This window comes from Nitrosospira sp. Nsp2 (assembly GCF_003050965.1).
Lineage (GTDB): Bacteria > Pseudomonadota > Gammaproteobacteria > Burkholderiales > Nitrosomonadaceae > Nitrosospira.
In genome coordinates, this window is record NZ_QAOU01000011.1 from 1 (window position 1) to 19,694 (window position 19,694).

13 protein-coding genes and 1 pseudogene are annotated in these 19,694 nt (G+C 55.0%); 4 read left to right on the forward strand and 10 right to left on the reverse strand.

What is annotated here, in order from left to right; all coding sequences use genetic code 11:
- The first annotated feature begins 497 nt into the window (after positions 1-497).
- A complete protein-coding gene (locus tag C8R31_RS15275; protein ID WP_107695010.1) occupies positions 498-2,324 on the forward strand; it encodes an ABC transporter ATP-binding protein/permease in 1,827 nt (608 codons plus the stop codon).
- A 21-nt stretch (positions 2,325-2,345) separates the two neighbouring features.
- Here the strand turns inward: C8R31_RS15275 and C8R31_RS16630 are convergent, their stop codons facing one another.
- Both C8R31_RS16630 and C8R31_RS15285 read right to left on the reverse strand, forming a co-directional pair.
- Positions 2,346-2,852 (reverse strand): response regulator, encoded by a 507-nt coding sequence (locus tag C8R31_RS16630; RefSeq protein WP_258192734.1) that lies wholly within the window; start codon positions 2,850-2,852, stop codon positions 2,346-2,348.
- A pseudogene (locus tag C8R31_RS15285) lies at positions 2,832-6,445 on the reverse strand (CheR family methyltransferase); the annotation flags it as partial. The pseudogene C8R31_RS15285 and the gene C8R31_RS16630, both read right to left, overlap by 21 nt.
- A 245-nt stretch (positions 6,446-6,690) precedes the next feature.
- Here C8R31_RS15285 and asd point away from each other — a divergent pair.
- Positions 6,691-7,551, forward strand: coding sequence for an archaetidylserine decarboxylase (gene asd, locus C8R31_RS15290; RefSeq protein WP_258192735.1), 861 nt, complete (start codon positions 6,691-6,693; stop codon positions 7,549-7,551).
- A 112-nt stretch (positions 7,552-7,663) separates the two neighbouring features.
- Here the strand turns inward: asd and galU are convergent, their stop codons facing one another.
- From galU to C8R31_RS15330, 8 genes are all read right to left on the reverse strand, one after another.
- A complete protein-coding gene (gene galU, locus C8R31_RS15295; RefSeq protein WP_107695017.1) occupies positions 7,664-8,698 on the reverse strand; it encodes a UTP--glucose-1-phosphate uridylyltransferase GalU in 1,035 nt (344 codons plus the stop codon).
- Positions 8,699-8,787: 89 nt separating this feature from the next.
- Positions 8,788-10,338 (reverse strand): cytochrome B6, encoded by a 1,551-nt coding sequence (locus C8R31_RS15300; RefSeq protein ID WP_107695096.1) that lies wholly within the window; start codon positions 10,336-10,338, stop codon positions 8,788-8,790.
- A 253-nt stretch (positions 10,339-10,591) separates the two neighbouring features.
- Complete coding sequence (locus C8R31_RS15305; RefSeq protein WP_258192736.1) at positions 10,592-11,329, reverse strand: Crp/Fnr family transcriptional regulator; 738 nt, start codon at positions 11,327-11,329, stop codon at positions 10,592-10,594.
- A 369-nt stretch (positions 11,330-11,698) separates the two neighbouring features.
- Positions 11,699-12,106 carry a hypothetical protein gene (locus C8R31_RS15310; RefSeq protein WP_107695020.1) on the reverse strand — a complete coding sequence of 136 codons (408 nt, stop codon included), beginning with the start codon at positions 12,104-12,106 and terminating at the stop codon, positions 11,699-11,701.
- A gap of 129 nt (positions 12,107-12,235) precedes the next feature.
- Entirely contained in the window at positions 12,236-13,036 is an 801-nt protein-coding gene (locus tag C8R31_RS15315) for a VacJ family lipoprotein (RefSeq protein ID WP_258192737.1), read from the reverse strand.
- Between the two features lie 195 nt (positions 13,037-13,231).
- Positions 13,232-14,389 (reverse strand): cysteine desulfurase family protein, encoded by a 1,158-nt coding sequence (locus tag C8R31_RS15320; protein ID WP_107695098.1) that lies wholly within the window; start codon positions 14,387-14,389, stop codon positions 13,232-13,234.
- Positions 14,390-14,488: 99 nt separating this feature from the next.
- Positions 14,489-14,956, reverse strand: a complete 468-nt coding sequence (iscR, locus tag C8R31_RS15325) for a Fe-S cluster assembly transcriptional regulator IscR (protein WP_107695022.1) — start codon at positions 14,954-14,956, stop codon at positions 14,489-14,491.
- Positions 14,957-15,116: 160 nt separating this feature from the next.
- A complete protein-coding gene (locus tag C8R31_RS15330) occupies positions 15,117-15,917 on the reverse strand; it encodes an RNA methyltransferase (protein ID WP_107695023.1) in 801 nt (266 codons plus the stop codon).
- A 38-nt stretch (positions 15,918-15,955) separates the two neighbouring features.
- Here C8R31_RS15330 and C8R31_RS15335 point away from each other — a divergent pair, with 38 nt between their 5' ends.
- Positions 15,956-16,780 (forward strand): inositol monophosphatase family protein, encoded by an 825-nt coding sequence (locus tag C8R31_RS15335; protein WP_107695025.1) that lies wholly within the window; start codon positions 15,956-15,958, stop codon positions 16,778-16,780.
- Positions 16,781-16,948: 168 nt separating this feature from the next.
- Entirely contained in the window at positions 16,949-19,645 is a 2,697-nt protein-coding gene (locus C8R31_RS15340) for a glucosidase (protein ID WP_107695026.1), read from the forward strand.
- Positions 19,646-19,694: the final 49 nt, after the last annotated feature.

Genomic DNA, 19,694 nt, shown 5'->3' on the forward strand with positions numbered 1-19,694 from the left:
ATGCCGAATTCGCCCTCACCTCCACCCACCGCTTCCACCTGGTATCAGTCGTCCAACTCTACAAGGCCCTCGGCGGCGGCTGGGCAACACAGTGAATCGGCTTCTGTAGAAGATGAGACCCGGCCAGGCGGTCAAGGCGGTGAGCTCAGAAATTTGATCGCTTTCGCCGGCCCATCAAATCTATTTTTGTTCGAACAATGCTTGCAGAGCACGGAGGACCTCCGCCTGCAGCCATGGCATAATAGGGGCCGCGTCTGGTCGATAACAGACCGCCTCGTACTCGACCGACTGGTCGAAATTTGATGAACACCGCTGGGACGTGCCGGAGCTTTTTCCAAGGATGAGCATATTGTTTGACGGTCGCCTTGTCCCTTGTCTTAAGTGCCTCCTGATAACCTCGCGGCACATCAAGGCCCCCCAATCCGCGTCACCAACGATAACAAATTTTTATGCTGTTTTCCCTGCTGTTTTCCCCGTACTACCGGTTTTTTTAGCGGATGCGTGCCACCCGTTTGGAAAAGCCGCCCGCTAGTCGCAATGACTGGAAAACCATCCGCTCCTTGCTGCCATACCTTTGGGAGTTCAAAGGCAGGGTAGTGCTCGCGTTGGCGCTGCTCGTCATGGCCAAGCTCGCCAATGTTTCCGTGCCGCTGGTTCTCAAAGAAATCATCGACACACTCGACCAGCCGCGCGCCATGCTGACACTGCCGGTCCTATTGCTGGTAGGTTACGGGGCTTTGCGCCTATGCAGTACGCTCTTTGGCGAATTGCGCGATGCAGTATTTGCCAAAGTAACGCAACGCGCCATCCGCCGGGTGGCCATCCAGGTATTCGGCCATCTGCACGCCCTGTCCCTGCGCTTCCACTTGCAACGCCAGACGGGCGGGGTGTCACGGGACATAGAGCGTGGAACCAGGGGAATCTCGTTCCTGCTCAATTTCATGCTGTTTAATATTCTGCCGACTCTGCTGGAAATCAGCCTGGTGGCGATCATTTTAATCTCTCGATACGACATCTGGTTTTCGGTGATCATCTTCGCTACATTGGCCGCCTATATTGCCCTTACGCTCACCGTGACGGAGTGGCGCATGATTTTCCGGCGCACGATGAACGACATGGACTCGAAAGCGAATACCCAGGCCATTGACAGCCTATTGAACTATGAGACGGTCAAGTACTTTGGCAACGAATCATGGGAAGCGCGACGCTATGACGCGCACATGGAGAAGTGGGAAGCCGCGGCGATACGCAACCAGACTTCCCTCGCAGCGCTGAATTCCGGGCAAAGCGCCATCATTGCGGTAGGCGCCACTTTATTGCTTTGGCTGGCGGCTGATGGGGTGATCGAAGGCACCATGTCGCTGGGCGACCTGGTGCTGGTCAATGCGTTCATGCTCCAGCTATACATGCCGTTGCACTTTCTGGGCTTCGTTTACCGCGAAATAAAACATTCCCTGGCTGACATGGAAAAAATGTTCAGTTTACTCGCGGAGAACGAGGAAATAAAAGACAGACCAGACGCGGCCGAGCTTGTCCTGCGGGATCCGGCCGTCCGTTTCGAACGCGTGAACTTCGGCTACGAGTCCAACCGCCAGATCTTGTATGACGTGAGCTTCGAGATTCCGGCGGGCCGGAATATAGCAGTGGTAGGGCACAGCGGATCGGGCAAGTCGACATTGGCGCGACTGCTTTTCCGCTTCTACGATGTTACCAGCGGCCGCATCCTGATAAGCGGACAGAACATAAGCGAGGTGACACAGAGAAGCTTGCGCGCTGCCATTGGTATCGTTCCCCAGGACTCGGTCCTGTTCAATGACAGCATTTATTACAATATCGCCTACGGGCGCCCTGACGCGACCAGAGAAGAGGTTTTCGAAGCGGCCAGGTCGGCGCATATTTACGATTTCATCGAAAGCCTGCCCGAAAAATATGAAACCATGGTGGGAGAACGCGGATTAAAGCTTTCGGGGGGAGAAAAGCAACGTGTGGCTATTGCACGCGCCATCCTGAAAAAACCGGCAATTCTCATCTTCGATGAAGCCACCTCAGCGCTGGACTCGAAATCGGAAAAACTGATTCAGGCAGAACTGAAGCGCATCGCTTCAACACGCACCACCCTCACAATTGCCCACCGGTTGTCCACAATCGTCGATGCGGACCAGATTCTGGTAATGGACAAGGGGCATATCATCGAACGAGGCGCGCATAGAGAACTTCTTGCGGCGCATGGAACGTACGCCCATATGTGGGAACTGCAGCAGCAGGAAGAACAGACTCAGCTAAAGTTAGAACATGACGTGTTAGTGCCCCAGATTCCGCTGTGAGCCCGCGCCCGAGTCAGAATTTTATCCCTCACCTGGTATCATCGATTGTATTAGCTTGTGAATGGTTTCGGCGTCGACCGGTTTGACCAGATGATGAGCGAAGCCTGCCTTCGTTGTTTTCTCAATATCCTCCTGCCGCCCGTAGCCGCTGTAAGCGATCAGCAGCGTTTTTTTTGTCTCTGGCATCTGCTGAAAATGCTCCGCCAGCGACATGCCATCCGGTTCAGGCGTGCTCAAGTCGAGCAAAGCGACCTGCGGAACAAATGCTACGGCCTCGGCAATGGCTGACGCGGAATCATAGGCTGTCCGCACTTCGTATCCAAACGAGGCCATTATTATGCCCATAGTATCAGCGCTGTCCACATTATCATCAACGATCAGAATACGCCCCTCCCCGGACGCAGGCGCGGATCGCTGGACTTTGGGTCGTTCGGCCCCTATATCAAGGGCGGGAAGCCGAAATGTGAACGTACTGCCCTGGCCCGCACCGGCGCTGAAAGCATCAATCGAACCTCCGTGCAGCGACACGAGCTGAGATACCAGCGACAGGCCGATGCCAAGGCCGCTGCTCGACTTTCGCACTGCGCGCTCCTCCTGCGTAAACAGCTCGAAGATTCTTGCAGCATGCGGGCGGGTATGCCGATTCCGTTGTCCTTCACCTGTAACACCAACTCCTGACCCTCGCGGCGGGCGTCCAGCAAAATTTTGCCCCCTACGTCTGTGAATTTGGCCGCGTTGGTGAGAAGATTTTCGATGATCTGGGTAAGGCGGACAGCGTCGCCCTGAATAAGAAGCGGCGCATCCCCGAGTGACGTAATCAACTCATGCCGCCGTTCATCCATTAACGCTCTCGTCGAATCCACGGCATGACGGATGACCTCTCCCATATCCACGGTTGCCATCCGTAAACTGAGCGTCCCCCGGGTGAGCCGGGCAACATCGAGCAAATCGTCCACCAGATGGGTAATATGATCCACCTGGCGGGTGATCGTCGCCCCAGCCGAAGCAATGCGGGGATCATTGGAGTTAACCAGCTGCAAGGCCTGTGCCGCGTTGCGTATGGGAGACAACGGGTTTCTCAGCTCATGCCCGAGGGTGGCAAGGAATTCATCCTTGCGTCTGTCAGCGTTACGCAGCTTTTCTTCCGCGTCTTTGTGGTATTGAATATCGACACTCGAGCCGACGAAGCCCGTAAGTTGTTCGTCCTCGAAGCGCGGCACACCGACAAAGCGCATCCAGCTATAGCTACCGTCGGCCTTTTGCAATCTCAACTCATGGTCATATCCCTTGCGAGCGGCTTCCGCCGCGGCGCAGGCCCTCAGGTAACCCGGCAGATCGGCCTTGTAAAGGAGCCTGTGCCATTTTACGCCGAGCAAATTTTCTTCACTTTGCCCGGTCTCATCGATGAAACGCCGGCTCACGAATTCCAGCGATGCCTTGAGACCGCTGATCCAGATAAACACGGGTGCAGTATCAGCAAGGGTACGGAAGCGTTTCTCGCTTTCCCGGAGCTCTTGCTCCGCCTGTTTGAGCATATCGACCGGGGCAAAGGTAATCACTACTCCGCTCACATGATCGTGCTCGAGGAAGTAGGGCAAGATCCGGCGCAGGTAAAAATGCCCGTCGCGGGTATGAACTTCGGTTTCGGTTGCTACCCGGGACGACTGAACCTTCCGCGCCAGGGTAACCATATCGCCGGGTTCCAGCGCTGAAGCAAGATCACCAATCGGACGCCCTATATCTGATGGGATGAGATTGAACAACTTGCGGGAGGCAGGCGTGAACCGTTTGATTTTAAGTTCGCTATCGAGAAAAAGAATGGGAAATTCGCTACTTGCCAGCAGATTGGCCAGATCGTCGTTGGCTATCTGGAGTTGTCCGACGGTTCGCTCCAGATCAGAATTGACGCTGCTCAGCTCTTCATTGACCGATTGCAGTTCTTCTTTCGATGTCTCCAGTTCCTCGTTGGCGGACTGAAGCTCCTCGTTCATTGATAACGCCTCTTCATGGGCGATCCGAAGCTCGACATTATTCGCCTCGAGTGCCTGTATGGACGCTTCCAGGTCCAGCCTCGTCATGCGCAGGTCGTCCTCAAGCTGACGCCTTGCCCACGACTCCGTATCGCTGACCGCCTGGTTCGACGCCATGCCCACATTCTCATGCTCGAACGTAATGAGTACCAGACCCCCGCTCTCTTCCCCCGCCTTGATGGCTCTGATACGCAACTGACGCTCGATTCCTTGCGGCCCCGGATTCGGCGGTAGCACGATCTCGCCGGGTTTGTCTTCTTTGCGCACGGAGTGAATGATCGCCCGCAGAGCCATGCGCATCTCGTCGGATACCATCGAGAGTAAATCCCGCGTTGCTGTCCCTTCCGGGTGCCATATGAATTCACGCGTCGGACCATAAAAGTACAACACCTGCCCGTCCCGATCGATCAGAACTGCTGTCGCCGACCGCTGCTTAAGCAGGAGTTCGCGCACCAGTTCAGCATGAGCCACCCGAGGCGCCTGCCCCTCTGCAATGCTGGGCCGTGTGGGGGAGGTCTCAGCAATCAGCGGCAGCTTGACAGGCACCTTGCGCTTCATTGGCAAGGCGCGGTAGATCCGATGCTGCCGGTCCATCGGTGTAAAAAGCTCGTGGCACTCTCCAACTGTTTCGGATTTTCCGAGAAAAAGATATCCCTCCGGATTTAGCGCGAAATGAAACATGCGCAGCAGTTTGTCCTGAACTTCGGGCTTGAGGTAAATCAGGAGATTTCGGCAACTGATCAAGTGCATATGGGAAAATGGCGGGTCGGCGATAATGTTGTGCTGGGAAAACATGACGCGTTCCCGCAGTTCTTTTCGCACTGCGAACCGTCCTGTCTCGGTTCTTACGAAATACCGCGCCAGGAGGTTCGGCTTTAAAACCGTAGTAATGCTTTCCGGATAGCTGCCGCCCCGCGCCGCCTCAAGTGCAGGGTAGTCGAGGTCGGAGCCAATGATATTCACTTTGATGTCCAGCCCCCCCTTGCTTATGAATTCGAGCAAGGCGATGCCCATGCTATACGCTTCTTCACCGCTGGCACAGCCCGCTACCCAGATCCGCAGGGGCTGGCCGGGGCTTAAAGTTTCCACTATCTTTGGTATGACCTCTTGCTCCAGCGCGTTCCATGCCGCGGGTTCGCGAAAGAATTCTGTGACCTTGATCAAAAAATCCTCTCCCAGCGCGAGGACTTCGGGGGGATTTTCTTTAAGGAAGGCTGTATAGGCGTCCAGCGAGGGCAGCCCCAACAATGCCATACGCCGCTTAGTGCGCCGCATTAGCATGCCCTCCTTGTATCCGCGGAAGTCACCTCCGCCTCGGGACGATAAAAGAGAAATAATTTCTTTCAGAACCTGGACTTCTTCCGCTGGCGGTTCGTGAAACGGCGGAGTTTGCCACAGCCGGGATCGACTGATATAACCCTCGAGTGCTTCCCCCATCTTTTCGATTGGTAATACATAATCGACGAGCCCGGTATCAATAGCGCTCGTCGGCATCGACGGGTGTTGCGCGGTTCCAGGGAGTTGGGCGATGACCATACCACCGGCCGCTTTAATGGCTTTTAGGCCGACGGTGCCATCATGGTCAGCCCCCGTTAGTACTATGCAGATGGCCCTGTCCTGCTGTTCTTCGGCAAGCGATATGAAAAGGCGGTCGACTGCCCGCGGGTGTGGGCGAGGCTGGGGCATTAGCTCGAGATGTAAGGTATTGCGTTGCAATATCAGGTAATGATTGGGCGGAATAACGTATACCATGCCCGCCTCGACGGTCATGTCGCTTACCACCTGTACAACGCTCATCGTGGTGCTTTTTGCCAAAATACTCGCCAGTTGGCTCTCGTGATCCGGAGCGAGATGCACCACGACAACGTAAGCCGCCTCGATAGTCGAGGGAAGAGAACGGCACAGAATCTGTAACGCTTCCACCCCTCCCGCAGAAGCACCCACCCCAATAATGGGAAACAGTGGCTGTTCAATTGCTTTGGCGGGGCCTTCCAATAAACCCGCGTCTGGTAGTTCGCTTTCCGTGAACCAGGAATCGGAGCGCGGCGAACCATCATCCCGCGGGGATTTTTCTTCATCGGATCGTGTCATAAATCCAGGTTAACAGCACAAGAGGGTTAGGAAAGCGCCTAGCGGTGCGTGAGGGTTGGCCGCACAAGGGGGTAACGGGGTATGGGACCAGATTACCACTTCGAAATAGGGTCATTCAACCTTTCTAGTGAATGTTTCATCCATCAGGGGTCAAGACGACCGCAAGCCAAACCATTATAATGCCCCGTATTTAACGGATGCCTAAATTGTCCAGCCCTTCCTTCTCCGTTTTTCCGCAATACCTGATGCCAAAGCGGGCCATGACCGCATTGGCCGGGCAAATTGCGAACGCTGATGCCGGTCGAATTACGACTTTCATTATCCGGAGGTTCGTCGAGCATTACGATGTGGATATGGAGGAAGCGGTCAATCCCGATATACACAGCTATCGGACATTTAATGATTTTTTCACGCGCGCATTACGGGCAGAAAAGCGCCCTATCGCTGAGGCCGACTATATATGCCCGGCGGACGGGATAGTAAGCCAGCTTGGCGTCATCTCGGGCGATCAAATTTTCCAGGCGAAAGGCCACAATTATTCCACCACCGCGCTAGTGGGCGGCGATAAGGAACTCGCGGCAAATTTTTACGGGGGGAATTTCGCAACCGTATATTTGAGCCCGAAGGACTACCATCGAGTGCACATGCCGTGCAAGGGCAGACTGATCCGCATGGTGCATGTTCCGGGTTCGTTGTTCTCGGTAAATCCGATCACAGTTCGCGGCGTCCCGGGTCTCTTTGCGCGCAACGAACGCGTGATCTGCGTATTTGAATCAGATGAGGGGCCATTTGTAATCGTCCTTGTGGGCGCAACGATCGTAGGCAGTATATCAACTGTGTGGCATGGCGTCGTAAACCCTCCCCGTTCAGGCGAGGTACGGCAGTGGCAATACGGCTCTGATTCTCAGAATGTGGTGCTTGAGAAAGGTGAAGAAATGGGTCGGTTCCAGCTCGGCTCAACCGTGATAATGTTGTTTCCCAAAAACAAGCTGGTTTTCAATCGGCTTTGGAAACCCGGCCGACCAGTCCGTTTCGGAGAGATGATGGCCTCCAGAATCGGGGTTGAAAGTCCCCAAACTACAAGTAACACTAACGCAGGCGGCTGAACCGCGGGAGCGTGAGGGCTTTTAAGCTAAGCCACGCTATTGAGTTATCTCAGATCGTCCTCGGGGCGGTCTGTGCTCCGACCGCGCCCCGACTAGACTTGGAGATTCATTTTCACGCGGTTTTCAATATGGCTGGATGCGCCTCGACCTCGTCGACGAAATCAGAATTGCTCGGCTCTTCTTGCAAAAGCTGACGACCCATTCGAAGCAATATGTCACGAAACTCGCTGCCTACTTCCGGATGCTTCAGGCCGAACGCTACTGTCGCCTCTAAAAACCCCACCTTGCTTCCGCAATCATAATGCTTGCCTTGATAACGGTAAGCCATCACCTGTTCCAATTTTAGAAGACGCGCGATTCCGTCGGTAAGCTGTATTTCTCCTCCTATACCTGGATCCAGGCTCTCAATGCAATCGAAGATTGTGGGGGAAAGGATATACCGCCCGACGATCGCCATGTTAGAGGGGGCTGCTTCAGGTGAGGGTTTCTCCACTACGCCGCGGATCTTCATACTGCGGCTACTACCATCCTCACCATAGGCGTCGACTATCCCGTAACGGCGAGTCTCTTCCCGCGACACGGTCCGCACCGCCACAAGGCTACTGCGAACTTGCTCATACTGGGAGATCATCTGGGCCAGCACTGGAGGCTGCCCATCCATCAAATCGTCCGGAAGCAGCACCGCGAAGGGTTCGTTGCCCACCAAATGACGCGCACACTGAATAGCATGTCCCAGCCCTCTTGGCTCTTCCTGGCGGACAAAACTAAAACGGACGCCCTTGGGCATCAGCTGCCTCAACATTTTCAACGAGGCATGCTTCCCCTGTGAGGCCAACTCGGTTTCGAGCTCCATTGACCGGTGAAGGTGATCTTCAATGCTCCGCTTGCTGCGATGAGTCACAAAGATGATCTCTTCAATACCGGCTGCCGCCGCTTCATCGACAGCGTATTGAACCAAGGGCCGGTCTACGATGGGCAGCATCTCCTTGGCCACCGCTTTTGTCGCGGGGAGGAAGCGGGTGCCCAGACCGGCCACAGGAAAGACCGCCTTGCGCACCACTTTGGGTGATTTGCGGATGGATGACGTAGTATTGATTGAAACGACTTCTTTTCGGTCTGCAGCTAGAGGTGTGGCGGAATTGCTCATGGGTGATCTCTCCTGATTTGGTCGTACGACTGATAGCCTTGTAATGCGTCGATTTGCGGCGCTGATGCTCTGCAAGAACTGGTTACTCACTAGAGTTGTCGCATATAGGCAACCAGTTCCGCTTTCTCCTCATCCGTCAGCTTGAGCTGTAGCACCAGGTTAAAAAATTCAACGGTATCTTCGAGGGTGAGCAGGCGGCCGTCATGAAGATACGGCGGGCTGTCCTTTATGCCGCGCAATGTAAATGTTTTCATCGGTCCATCTCCTGGCTCGTTCACGAAACGTTCGAGTTTCAGGTCGTGCATTTGATGATCAAGAAACGCCGGGGGCTGGTGACAACTTGAACACTGCCCTTTACCGAAGAAAACCCTCTCGCCTCGCAGTTCCTTTTCCGTGGCTTTGGTGGGGTCGAGCCGTCCTCGGCTGTCCAATTTTGGCGCAGGCGGAAAATCCAGCATATTCTGGAACTGCGCCATATGACTGACGTGAATGCGATCAATCACCGGAAAGCCTTTTTTCATGGCGTGGATTGGATCGCCGTTGAAATACGCAGTGCGGAACTCAAATTCGGTGAAATCTTCCACCGAACGCAAGCTTCGCTTAGAACCATGGATTTGCTGGTTGAACAGCCCGCGCAAGCTGGTTGTGTCCAGGCGAAAACGCCGTTCCTGCGGCCGGATATCGGGGCTGAGGTGAAACTGCCCCGTGGTATGACCGTTCACATGGCAATCAAAACATGTTACACCCAGGCTGGCTTGCGCGCTTTTGCGGTCGTCGGTAGGATTGAATTCCTCCTGCGGCAGGGGCGTAAGCAGCATCTGGAGTCCGTTGAGCTGGACCGGGGTGACAATATCCTTGAAGAGACGGTAGAAATTGTTTATGGATACAACCTCGCCCCGTGAAACGTCGCCGAGTTCAGGACGGTTCTGAAGAAAGATAGCAGGAGGAAATTCCGGCAGGAATGCGTCCGGCAGGTCGAATTCAACATCAAATCGCTCCAGCCGTGGGAACATTTTGGTTTGCATCTGGGGAAAGACCTGGCCGCCGGTGGCCTGCTTCGGGTGCGGTAGAGACGGATAAGGGAATACGTTCTTGCTGCGTATTTCCGCAGGCGACATGGCGGCCAGTCTTTCCCAGCTCAGTCCGGCCGATAGCCGCGCAGTGGGCCCCACCGGCAACGGCTTGCCGCGCGTCATCTTGGCCTCTTTATCCAGCCGGGGAGTCAGGTCATAGCGCCGGAGGAGCAGCTCCTGCTGAGTTTTCATGACCTTGGGGCGGTCGGCGATGTCGGCCTTCATCGTTTCTTCGAAAGTCTGCATCGGCTTCTTTGCATTTAATGGGTCGCGAACGAAATCGAACCCCGATACCTTTCCCTTATCGGGTTGGTTATTGAACGCAGGGGAGGAAGGCAGGGCATTCTGAGCGTCAAATGCGTTCGAACGGTCGTGCTCATTTTTTTTCTGCTCCGGCCGCGTCGCGGGTACCTCACGAACCGTTTGCGCGTTGAGAACCGCGTCGCTGGATGACGTACTCGCTCCCGGAGCGTTCTCGTTCTGGCCGGTTTGACTTAAGGCACTGTTCATTCCCGTGCCAAGGCCAGCCAGCCCCATACTTAGTATCAGGACATTTATTTTTTTCATGGTTTCTCCATATCTGGTCTTGAACACCGCTGCTCCCATGCTAATTACGCCAGACCTTGAGCTTGCGCTCGGTCGGAATGTAGCGAGACGGGGCCGATGTTCCGAATAATCGCACGTACGAGCAAAACCAGTCTGTTCGCAAGCGCACACTTTAGTTTCCCAAACCCGCGTTTCGAACTACTCGTACTGGTTATAGGTGGCGGGGCTTAAACTCGACGTAATGCGAAAGAGACGAAGGCAGCGGGTGGGTGGCTTATTGCACACATCTCTTTAATGCGCTTCCGTCCGCTTGAGATAACTGACCTCCGGACGAGGCGTAAAATTCGAGCAGATGCTCGTACTCCCTCTTTACCACTTGGTAATTCTCGCCCGCGCTGGCCTCGATCTGCCGTCTGTCCGATACCGCGAGATGGCCGCGTCTGCAATTGATGGCGCCGGCCAGCTGAAGCTTTTGCGCAGCCACCGTCACGCTTTCCCTCCGCACTCCCAACATAATCGCGACTTGTTCATGCGTTATATGCAGTTCATTGCCTGACAAGCGATCCAGACTCATCAGCAGGAAATGGCTCAACTGCTCGTCTACGGTATAGTATCTATTAGAGACTGCCAGTTGCTCCGTCTGAACCATTAACGCGAGCGTGAAACGCAAGACAAGACTGCGCAACTCCGCGCACCCGTCGAACTCGCTCTTTATCAAAGCTGTTTTGATGCGAAAAGCGTTGCCCGTACTCTGCACCACTACGCGCCCAGGGCTCGTTTCATCGCCAAAGAGCGCAAAAATGCCCGTCAACCCTTCACTGCCAATGATTCCGGTCTGGGTGGAGGCGCCGTTTTCCATTTCATACAACTGCGCAACAATGCACGACGTGGGGAAATATAAATACCGGATTGGGCGAGCCGGATCATAGACCACGTGACCCGCGGGCATCGACACATAATCGAGAAGAGGCAGCAAGCGCGTGTAGCTCAGAAGAGGCAATGCGGCCAGCACTCTATTCTGCTTTGGACTCTGAGGTGGACTCTGAGGTGGACTTCGAGGCGGACTGTGAGGCGGTGACATTGCTGGACCTAAATATCAGCCGTAGCACATATGCAGTCACCAACGGCGAAAGTGCTTAAATAATGATACTTCCCTCCGGTTCTCCAGAGCCTTCGTTAGCCTTCATTCCCGCGAAAATGAAGATAAGAAGAATTTTAATGAGAATTAGTTTTGCGGTCTGTTCGGGGCTTCACATAAGGGTGCACCAAGCTATGACGCAGAGCAGGCAAAATAGAAAAGACGCGGAATGGTGGGGGCGAAGAAGGCATCGCCCTGTGGCGTAACTGTCGCGAACAGCTGGGGCAGTCGGATGAGATGAGTTCAGACCGGCATGGGTTTTCCGTCAGTGAGTGCCATCCATCCGCGCAGGATGCGGTATGTCACCCAGATTCCCGCGCCCACCAACAGAATATACCCAAGCGGAATGCCGATCACAGTGGCGAAAAGCATGGCGGCGATCACCAGCCAAAGCAAGGTGTACCAGAATGTTCTTATCTGCCAGCCAAAATGCGAATCGAGGTAGGTGCCGCGCACCTCATCGCGCTTTACGTAGTTGATGATCACAGCGATGATGGATGGCCAGCCGGTGAGAAACGCGGTAATGATGAGCGCCGGCCCCAGTATGCCCATTAAGATGCTGAATGCATGCAAGAGATAAATGAAATGCGTTAGACGAACGAGACTGGGCGCGGGGAGGGTAGACACAACTCGTGAGTCGGGTTCGGTCATGTTCGTACTCGTCAATTCGTAACATTTATTACAAAAGCAACACGATCACCCCCGCCGGCGCAAACGGAACTATCTAAGCTGCGAACTGATTATTAACGATGTACGTACTTTTACCGAGCTTTTGGCCCCTCATTGAGTCTTGACATCCGAGAACCCGCCGGGAGCAGCTTCCTCCGCGGGATCGTCGTAAACGTCGGGCGGCGGGTTTCCATCATAGATCAAATGCTTGCGCTGTTGCAGGTAAGCATCGCGCACGAACAGATAGGGCTCCAAGGCGGCTTCGTCACGGATGCGCATGGGACCGGATAGCCTCGCGCGCTTGTCAATGACGCCGAGCACGGAAAGCGGTATGGTAACCGGCGCACCTACACCTGCTGCAAACCAGCCGGCCCAAAACAGGGGATTAGCAACTACAGCGACGGGAATACCAGACACGTCCCGGTCACTGCTGGGCCCGAGCAAAGGGATAAATATATAGGTTTTGGCGTCCATACCCCATACCCCAAGTGTTTGTCCAAAATCCTCGTCGTGGGAGGGCAGACCCATGCGCGAAGCCACATCGAAGAGCCCAGCCACACCGACGGAAGAATTGACCAAAAATCGCAGGGTATCCTCCATCCCCTGCCGCATCTTGCCCTGCAAAAACACGTTCAGAACCACGTTGGGGTAGAGAAGGTTGTCGTAAAAATGACCAATCGAGCGTCGCATGCGATCAGGCACATACTCGATGTAGTAATCCGCTATTGGCTCAAGGATTTTCCGGTCAACGACATCGGTGAATATATAGGACTTACGGTTGACGTTCTCGTAGGGATCAAGCGTCTCGAACGACTCGGCGTTCTTGTCGTTGGCGCGCATGGTGGCGCAACCCGAAAACAGCATTACGCAGAAAAGAAGCAAGGCCGTTGTAAGATAGTTGTTTTTCAACATGGCTCAAGGGAAATGGTGCAGCGGAGCACATCGTCTTACGGCTCGTAAGAGGATGTGCGGAAAATACCTCGATATTACTTGGAGACTATTTAAAGAGTAAAGAGATAATCGCGTCTTGGCAGCAAAATCACCTGCAGATGCTATCTAACAGCCGGCTGGCGATGTGCCGGGGCAGGCCCGTGCTATGGCCCAGTATCAAACCGTGACCGAGTTCATTCGCCTCAATTCCTGTGCCACACTGCTTACAGCATGAATGAAACTCTCCACCTGCGCCGGGGAGTTGCTGTTGCCCAAGCTTACGCGAACCGCACAACGTGCGAGGTCCGGTTCCACCCCCATAGCTTCCAGGACGTGGCTGCGGCCGGGATTCACGCTTGAGCATGCGGCGCCGCTCGCTACCGCGAAACCGGCCTTGTCAAGACGAACGACCAGCGTGTCGCCTTCAATCCCGGGCAAGGCGAAATAACAAGTGTTGGGTAAACGGGAGGCGCCCAGGCCGAAGATTACAGCACCCATCTCCAGCAAGCCCTGCTCCAACCGCCCATGGATTTCCGAAATTCGTGCGGCCATTTCAGCCATTCGTTTTTTCGCCAGGCCGCAGGCAACGCCGAAACCGACAATGGCCGGAACATTTTCCGTGCCCGACCGCATGCCGTGCTCGTGCCCGCCCCCGTGGATGAGCGGCTTGAGCAGGAGCCGTTTATCTATGATCAGCGCCGCGGCGCCCTTGGGTCCGTAAATCTTATGCCCGGAAATCGTCATCGCATGGACCCTGAGCGAAGAAAAATCCACTTGAATTTTTCCTAATGCCTGCACCGCGTCGGTATGTACCCATGCCCCTCGCACCCGGAATTTCTCTGCAATCGCGGCCACATCCTGAATAACGCCGGTCTCGTTGTTCGCTAGCATGATGGATACCAGACCCGGCTGTTCTTCGAGTATAGCCCGGTCAACATCTTCCGTATCCACAAGTCCCAGCTTATCAACGTCCAGGCGGCGTAAATTCCAGCCTCTATCGCGGCCACGCGCAAGATCCTGAGCCGTTCGCATCACGCACGGGTGTTCGATTGAACTTACCACGATGCGCGTCGGCTTTAGGTACCCGGCGGCGCCTTGGATAAACAAGTTGTTGGCCTCGGAGCCGCCACTGGTAAAGATGACTTGTGACGGCTGCACCCCGACCGAATCCGCCACCTGCTCACGCGCAAGATCGACCGCGAGACGCGCCGTCCTGCCGTGCGCATGGCGACTTGAAGGATTGCCGAAATCATTCTGGAAATACGGCATCATCGCCTCCAGCACGGCGTCATCCACCCCGGTTGTCGCGTTGTGATCAAAATATGCGTAAGTCATCGCCCTGTCCACCTGCTGCCGTCGCGCTGTCATCGCGTCTGCTACTCTGGGATAACTATGCAAGCGAAACTTGATTTCTGGTATTTCATACCCTGTCAATCAAGCCAAAGCCGTTTCATCGGGCTTGCATGCTCTCATATCCTGTAATACAGCAATGTCCTGCACCTTGGGGTTCGAAACCAACTGCTCGAGCGTTACCAGCGCAAGATAATCTCTTATTCTGGCATTGAGATTCGCCCATAGGTCGTGAGTCATGCACCGCTGGTCATTTAGACAATTTTCCTTCCCCCCGCACTGAGTCGCATCAATCGGCTCATCCACGGCGAGGATGATGTCTACGACCGACACTTCATTCATCGGTTTTGTCAGGCAATAGCCGCCACCAGGCCCTCTGACACTGCCCACCAGCTTGTTGCGCCGCAACTTGCCGAATAGTTGTTCCAGATAAGATAGCGAAATTTTCTGCCTTTCGCTTATACCCGCCAACGTTACTGGCCCATCGGCACTGTGCAAGGCAAGATCAATCATTGCAGTTACCGCAAAACGTCCCTTGGTCGTCAATCGCATTTTACGCTCCAATAAGTATTCATACCGTGCTCTCGTGAAATATGGCTGGAAAATACCGGATCAGTGGCTTAATACCCGACAAGGCTAGTCAAGTATATAAAGCCCCTCTACGACGGTCAACTATTTTGTTCAGGAAATTGAACTGGATCCGGGCGTAGGGTTAACTTTCTTGTAGCTTCCCGCCTTTATGCGCACTAGACTTGATCGAACTGCCCTTTGCGACAGGCTCGTGGGCTCGCATACGGTTTTCACATGCACCGAGAACCCCGCGCAAAATGTTCACTTCTTCTTTTTCGAGCCGGGCGCGGGCGAACAATCGACGTATCCGCTGCATCAAACGCTTGGGCTCGCGAGGATCGAGAAAGCCGGTGCTAATCGCGACTCGCTCAAGGTGCTGGTAAAGCAGTTCGATCTCTTCGAATGCCGCCGCCGGGCCAATGGATGGAGAAAAAGAGGCAGGCTGCGCCAGCGCCATCCGCAACTCGTACGTCATTACCTGCACTGCGCAGGCGAGGTTTAGCGAGGAGTAGTCTGGATTGGCGGGAATATGCACGACAAGGTGGCATTTGGTGACTTCGGAGGTGGTAAGTCCGGACATTTCCGTGCCGAAAACGACTGCCACCCGGCTTTGCCGCGCGTGACCGATCAATTCCAGCGCCCCGCGGCGAGCATCGAAAACCTCATGGGAAAGATCGCGGGGACGAGCAGTAACCGCCGCTGCGAGGACAGTGCCACTCAAAGCCTGGTCAAGATTTGCGCAAACAGTCGCGCTGTTAAGTATCTCCCACGCGCCGGCAGCTCGCCGTTCCGCTTCCTTGTCGGGGAAAGTCTTGGGATTCACGAGGTAGAGAGAATCCAGGCCCATCGTTTTCATCGCGCGGGCCACGGCACCGATATTGCCCGGATGGCTGGGATGGCTTAACACTATGCGGACTTTATCAAGCGGATAGGAGGGATTCATATTAAAATTCGCACTCCTTTAAAATTTGAAGCCAGCCAATGCATCCTATGCTCACCATTGCGGTAAAAGCCGCACGTCGCGCCGGCGGTATTATCAACCGTGCTGCGCAGAATCTCGATTTGCTGCATGTATCGCGCAAAGCGCACAGCGATTTTGTCAGTGAGGTGGACGGAGCGGCTGAAGAAGCCATTATTGACATCCTGCGCGATGCCTATCCGGATCATGCCATTTTAGCAGAAGAGAGCGGCGCTCAAGGCGATGCGAGCAAGTCGGAGTACCAGTGGATTATCGATCCACTCGACGGCACGACGAATTTTCTTCATGGCTTTCCTCACTATTCGGTCTCGATTGGGCTAATGCACAAAAATCTCCTGACCCAGGCGGTGGTTTACAACCCTTCCGCGAACGAACTATTTACTGCCAGCCGCGGACGTGGGGCATATCTGAACGACCACCGTTTGCGCGTAAGTAAGCGCGACAAACTCGGCGACTGCCTGATCGGCACCGGATTTCCGTTTCGCGATTTCACGCATGCCGAAGCCTACCTGTCCATCTTTAAGGACATCATGCCTAAAGCCGCCGGCATCCGGCGTCCCGGCTCTGCCGCACTGGATCTGGCCTACGTAGCGGCCGGACGTTACGACGGTTTCTGGGAATTCGGGTTATCGCCATGGGATATGGCTGCCGGTTGCCTGCTCATTACCGAGGCTGGAGGCTTGGTGGGCGATATGGAAGGCAATGATACTTACATGCGCAACGGAAACATCGTGGCGGGCAACCCGAGAATCTTCGGCCAGTTGCTGCAAATCATTGCCCCACACTTGACGGAAGTCTTGAAGGCAAGCAGCGAGCAGCATAATTAGTAGCTTCAGGCTCGGCCAAAGCTTGGCCGGGCAGTTTGCCTGGCGGTTCACGATCGGCTCATGAATCGCAAGCAGCGTACACGCGCCTAAAGCGTGGCGGGCGCACCAACTTCCGGGTCAACTGGTGCGGAGACAGAACCGGCAAGACCAAAGAGGAGAAACCAGGTAATGACCACTCAGCCGAATGCGGAACGGCAAAGGCTGAAGAATCAGCGATACCATGCTGAGAACTGGCGCCTGTGGGGACCCTACCTCTCCGAGCGCGCCTGGGGCACCGTTCGGGAAGACTACAGTCCCGATGGCAATGCCTGGGGCTATTTCGATCACGACCAGGCCCGCTCTCGCGCCTATCGCTGGAATGAAGATGGCCTGGGCGGTATTTCGGATGAGTCTCAACGGCTCTGTTTCAGCCTGGGGTTGTGGAACGGCCATGACGCCATCCTTAAAGAACGCGCCTTCGGCTTGACTGGCAAGCAGGGGAACCATGGGGAGGACGTGAAAGAATGCTATTTCTACCTGGACGCCACCCCCTCGCATGCATGGCTGCATTATCTTTACAAATATCCTCAATGCGCCTTCCCCTACGAACGGTTAATGGAAGAAAACGTGCGCCGTTCCCGTCGCGATCCGCCGTTCAGCATGATTGACAGCGGGTCGTTTGCTGAGGGGCGTTACTGGGACATCGAGGTTTTTTACGCAAAGGCATCCACCGAGGAATTATGTATTCAAATCGTGGCCACGAACCGGGGACCTGATGAAACCTCCCTATGGCTATTGCCCCAGTTATGGTTTCGCAATGACTGGTCGTGGCGGGAAAAAAATGCGGAGAAGCCGCTCCTAAATGCCATATTACCGCCGGATGGCGCGGCTTGGGCGGTTGCGGCGGCACACCCGATGCTGGGCCGGTACCATCTCTACGGGGCGCAGCAGGCCGACCTGCTCTATACCGAAAATGAGACCAACAATGAGCGGTTGTGGGGCTTGGCAAACGCGGGGCCTTATGTGAAGGACGCGTTTCATCGCTATCTCGTCAATGGAGAGCGGACTGCAGTCAATCCGCAGCAGCAGGGAACCAAATTTGGCGCCGCTCACAAACTCACCGTCGCGCCGGGTCAAACGGGTGCCATCACATTGGTCTTGTCAGCTCTACCCAAGTCGGAGCCATTTGCTTTTCATGAAGAAATTTTGGCCCAGCGCCTCAGTGAGGCAAATGCTTTTTTTACGTCACTGCTGCCCGAAGCCACGGCTCAGGATCACCGCATTCTCCGCCAATCGCTGGCGGGAATGATCTGGAACAAGCAGTTCTATCATTATGATGTATCCACGTGGCTGAAAGGCGACGAGGCGACGCCGCCATCTTCGAGACAATATGGGCGCAACCACGACTGGCGCCACCTCAATGCCAAGGATGTCATTTCGATGCCCGACGCATGGGAGTATCCCTGGTTCGCTGCGTGGGATCTTGCGTTTCATTGCACTGTTATGGCGCTCATCGACATCGACTTTTCGAAGGATCAGGTTGAGCTGCTGCTACGGGAAAATTATCTGCACCCGGACGGACAGATTCCTGCCTGCGAGTGGGCATTCGGCGACGTGAACCCGCCTCTGCATGCAATGAGTGCGCTCAAGGTGTTCCGGGCGGAGCGGGTGCAGCGCGGCAAGGGCGACACGGCTTTTCTCAAGCGCGTGTTGCACAAGCTCTTGCTTACCCATACCTGGTGGATCAACCGCAACGACGTCACCGGCATGAATGTATTTGAGGGCGGATTTCTCGGGCTTGACAATATCTCGGTGTACAACCGTTCGCAGCCGTTGCCGGCGGGCTACACGCTGAAGCAAGCCGATGCCACCGGCTGGATGGCGATGTTTTCGCTGCAGCTCACCTTGATCGCGCTTGAAATCGCGGTTGATGACCCAGCCTACGAGAGTATCGCAGTCCAATCCTACAGCCAGTTCCTGGCAATCGCCAATACGCTTGCGGGCCATACCGGTGCGGGCGTGCCCATCTGGGACGAGGCCGATGGATTCTTCAAGGATATCGTGGTCCAGCCGGATGGTTCCGCGCGGCGCATCAATGTTTTTTCCTGGGTTGGCATCATTCCCCTGTTCGCATGCGAAGTGGTGGATGCGCGCCTGCTCGCCGGTTGCCCCCGTTTTAATGAACTGCTTTGGAAACACAAGGGCGGCATGTTCGATGGCAGCGTCATATGCGCCTGCCCCGTGGATACCAACGAACGAGGAGAGCATTTGTTGTCACTGGTCACTCCCGCCATGCTGGTGAAAATCCTTGTACGTATTTTCGATGAAGACGAATTCCTTTCGCAGTTTGGCGTACGCAGCGTGTCCAAGCGCCATGCCACGGGGCAAGATCTCGGGCATATCCCAGGCATTGGCAATGCCATCATCCAGTACGTGCCAGGTGAATCCGATTCAGCGCTATTTGGAGGAAATTCCAACTGGCGCGGCCCAGTCTGGATGCCAACAAACTATTTACTGGTTCAGGCAATCGAAAAAATGCATCGTTACCTGGGCGATGCTTTCACCTTTCCCGCGCCTTGCTTGAACGGCTACGAAATTAATCTCAAATACGCATCCACCATGCTAGCCGAGCGGCTCGCAGATATTTTTCGCCGCGACGAAACCGACGTAATACCGAACTTCCCCATTGATAGTCCTCATCAGACCGATCCACACTGGGGCAACCTCCTGCTGTTCCATGAATACTTTCATGGCGAAACCGGCCAGGGTTTAGGCGCAGCGCACCAGACTGGCTGGACCGGGCTGGTGGCCAATTTGGTAATGCGCCGGTATCGGACCGAGATTCCGGAGTACTGGCGAAACCCGGAGGGCAATACGGGGCCCTGATGCCTGAACGAGGGCAGATACGAGCGCTAATACTAGCGTATAGCCGGCT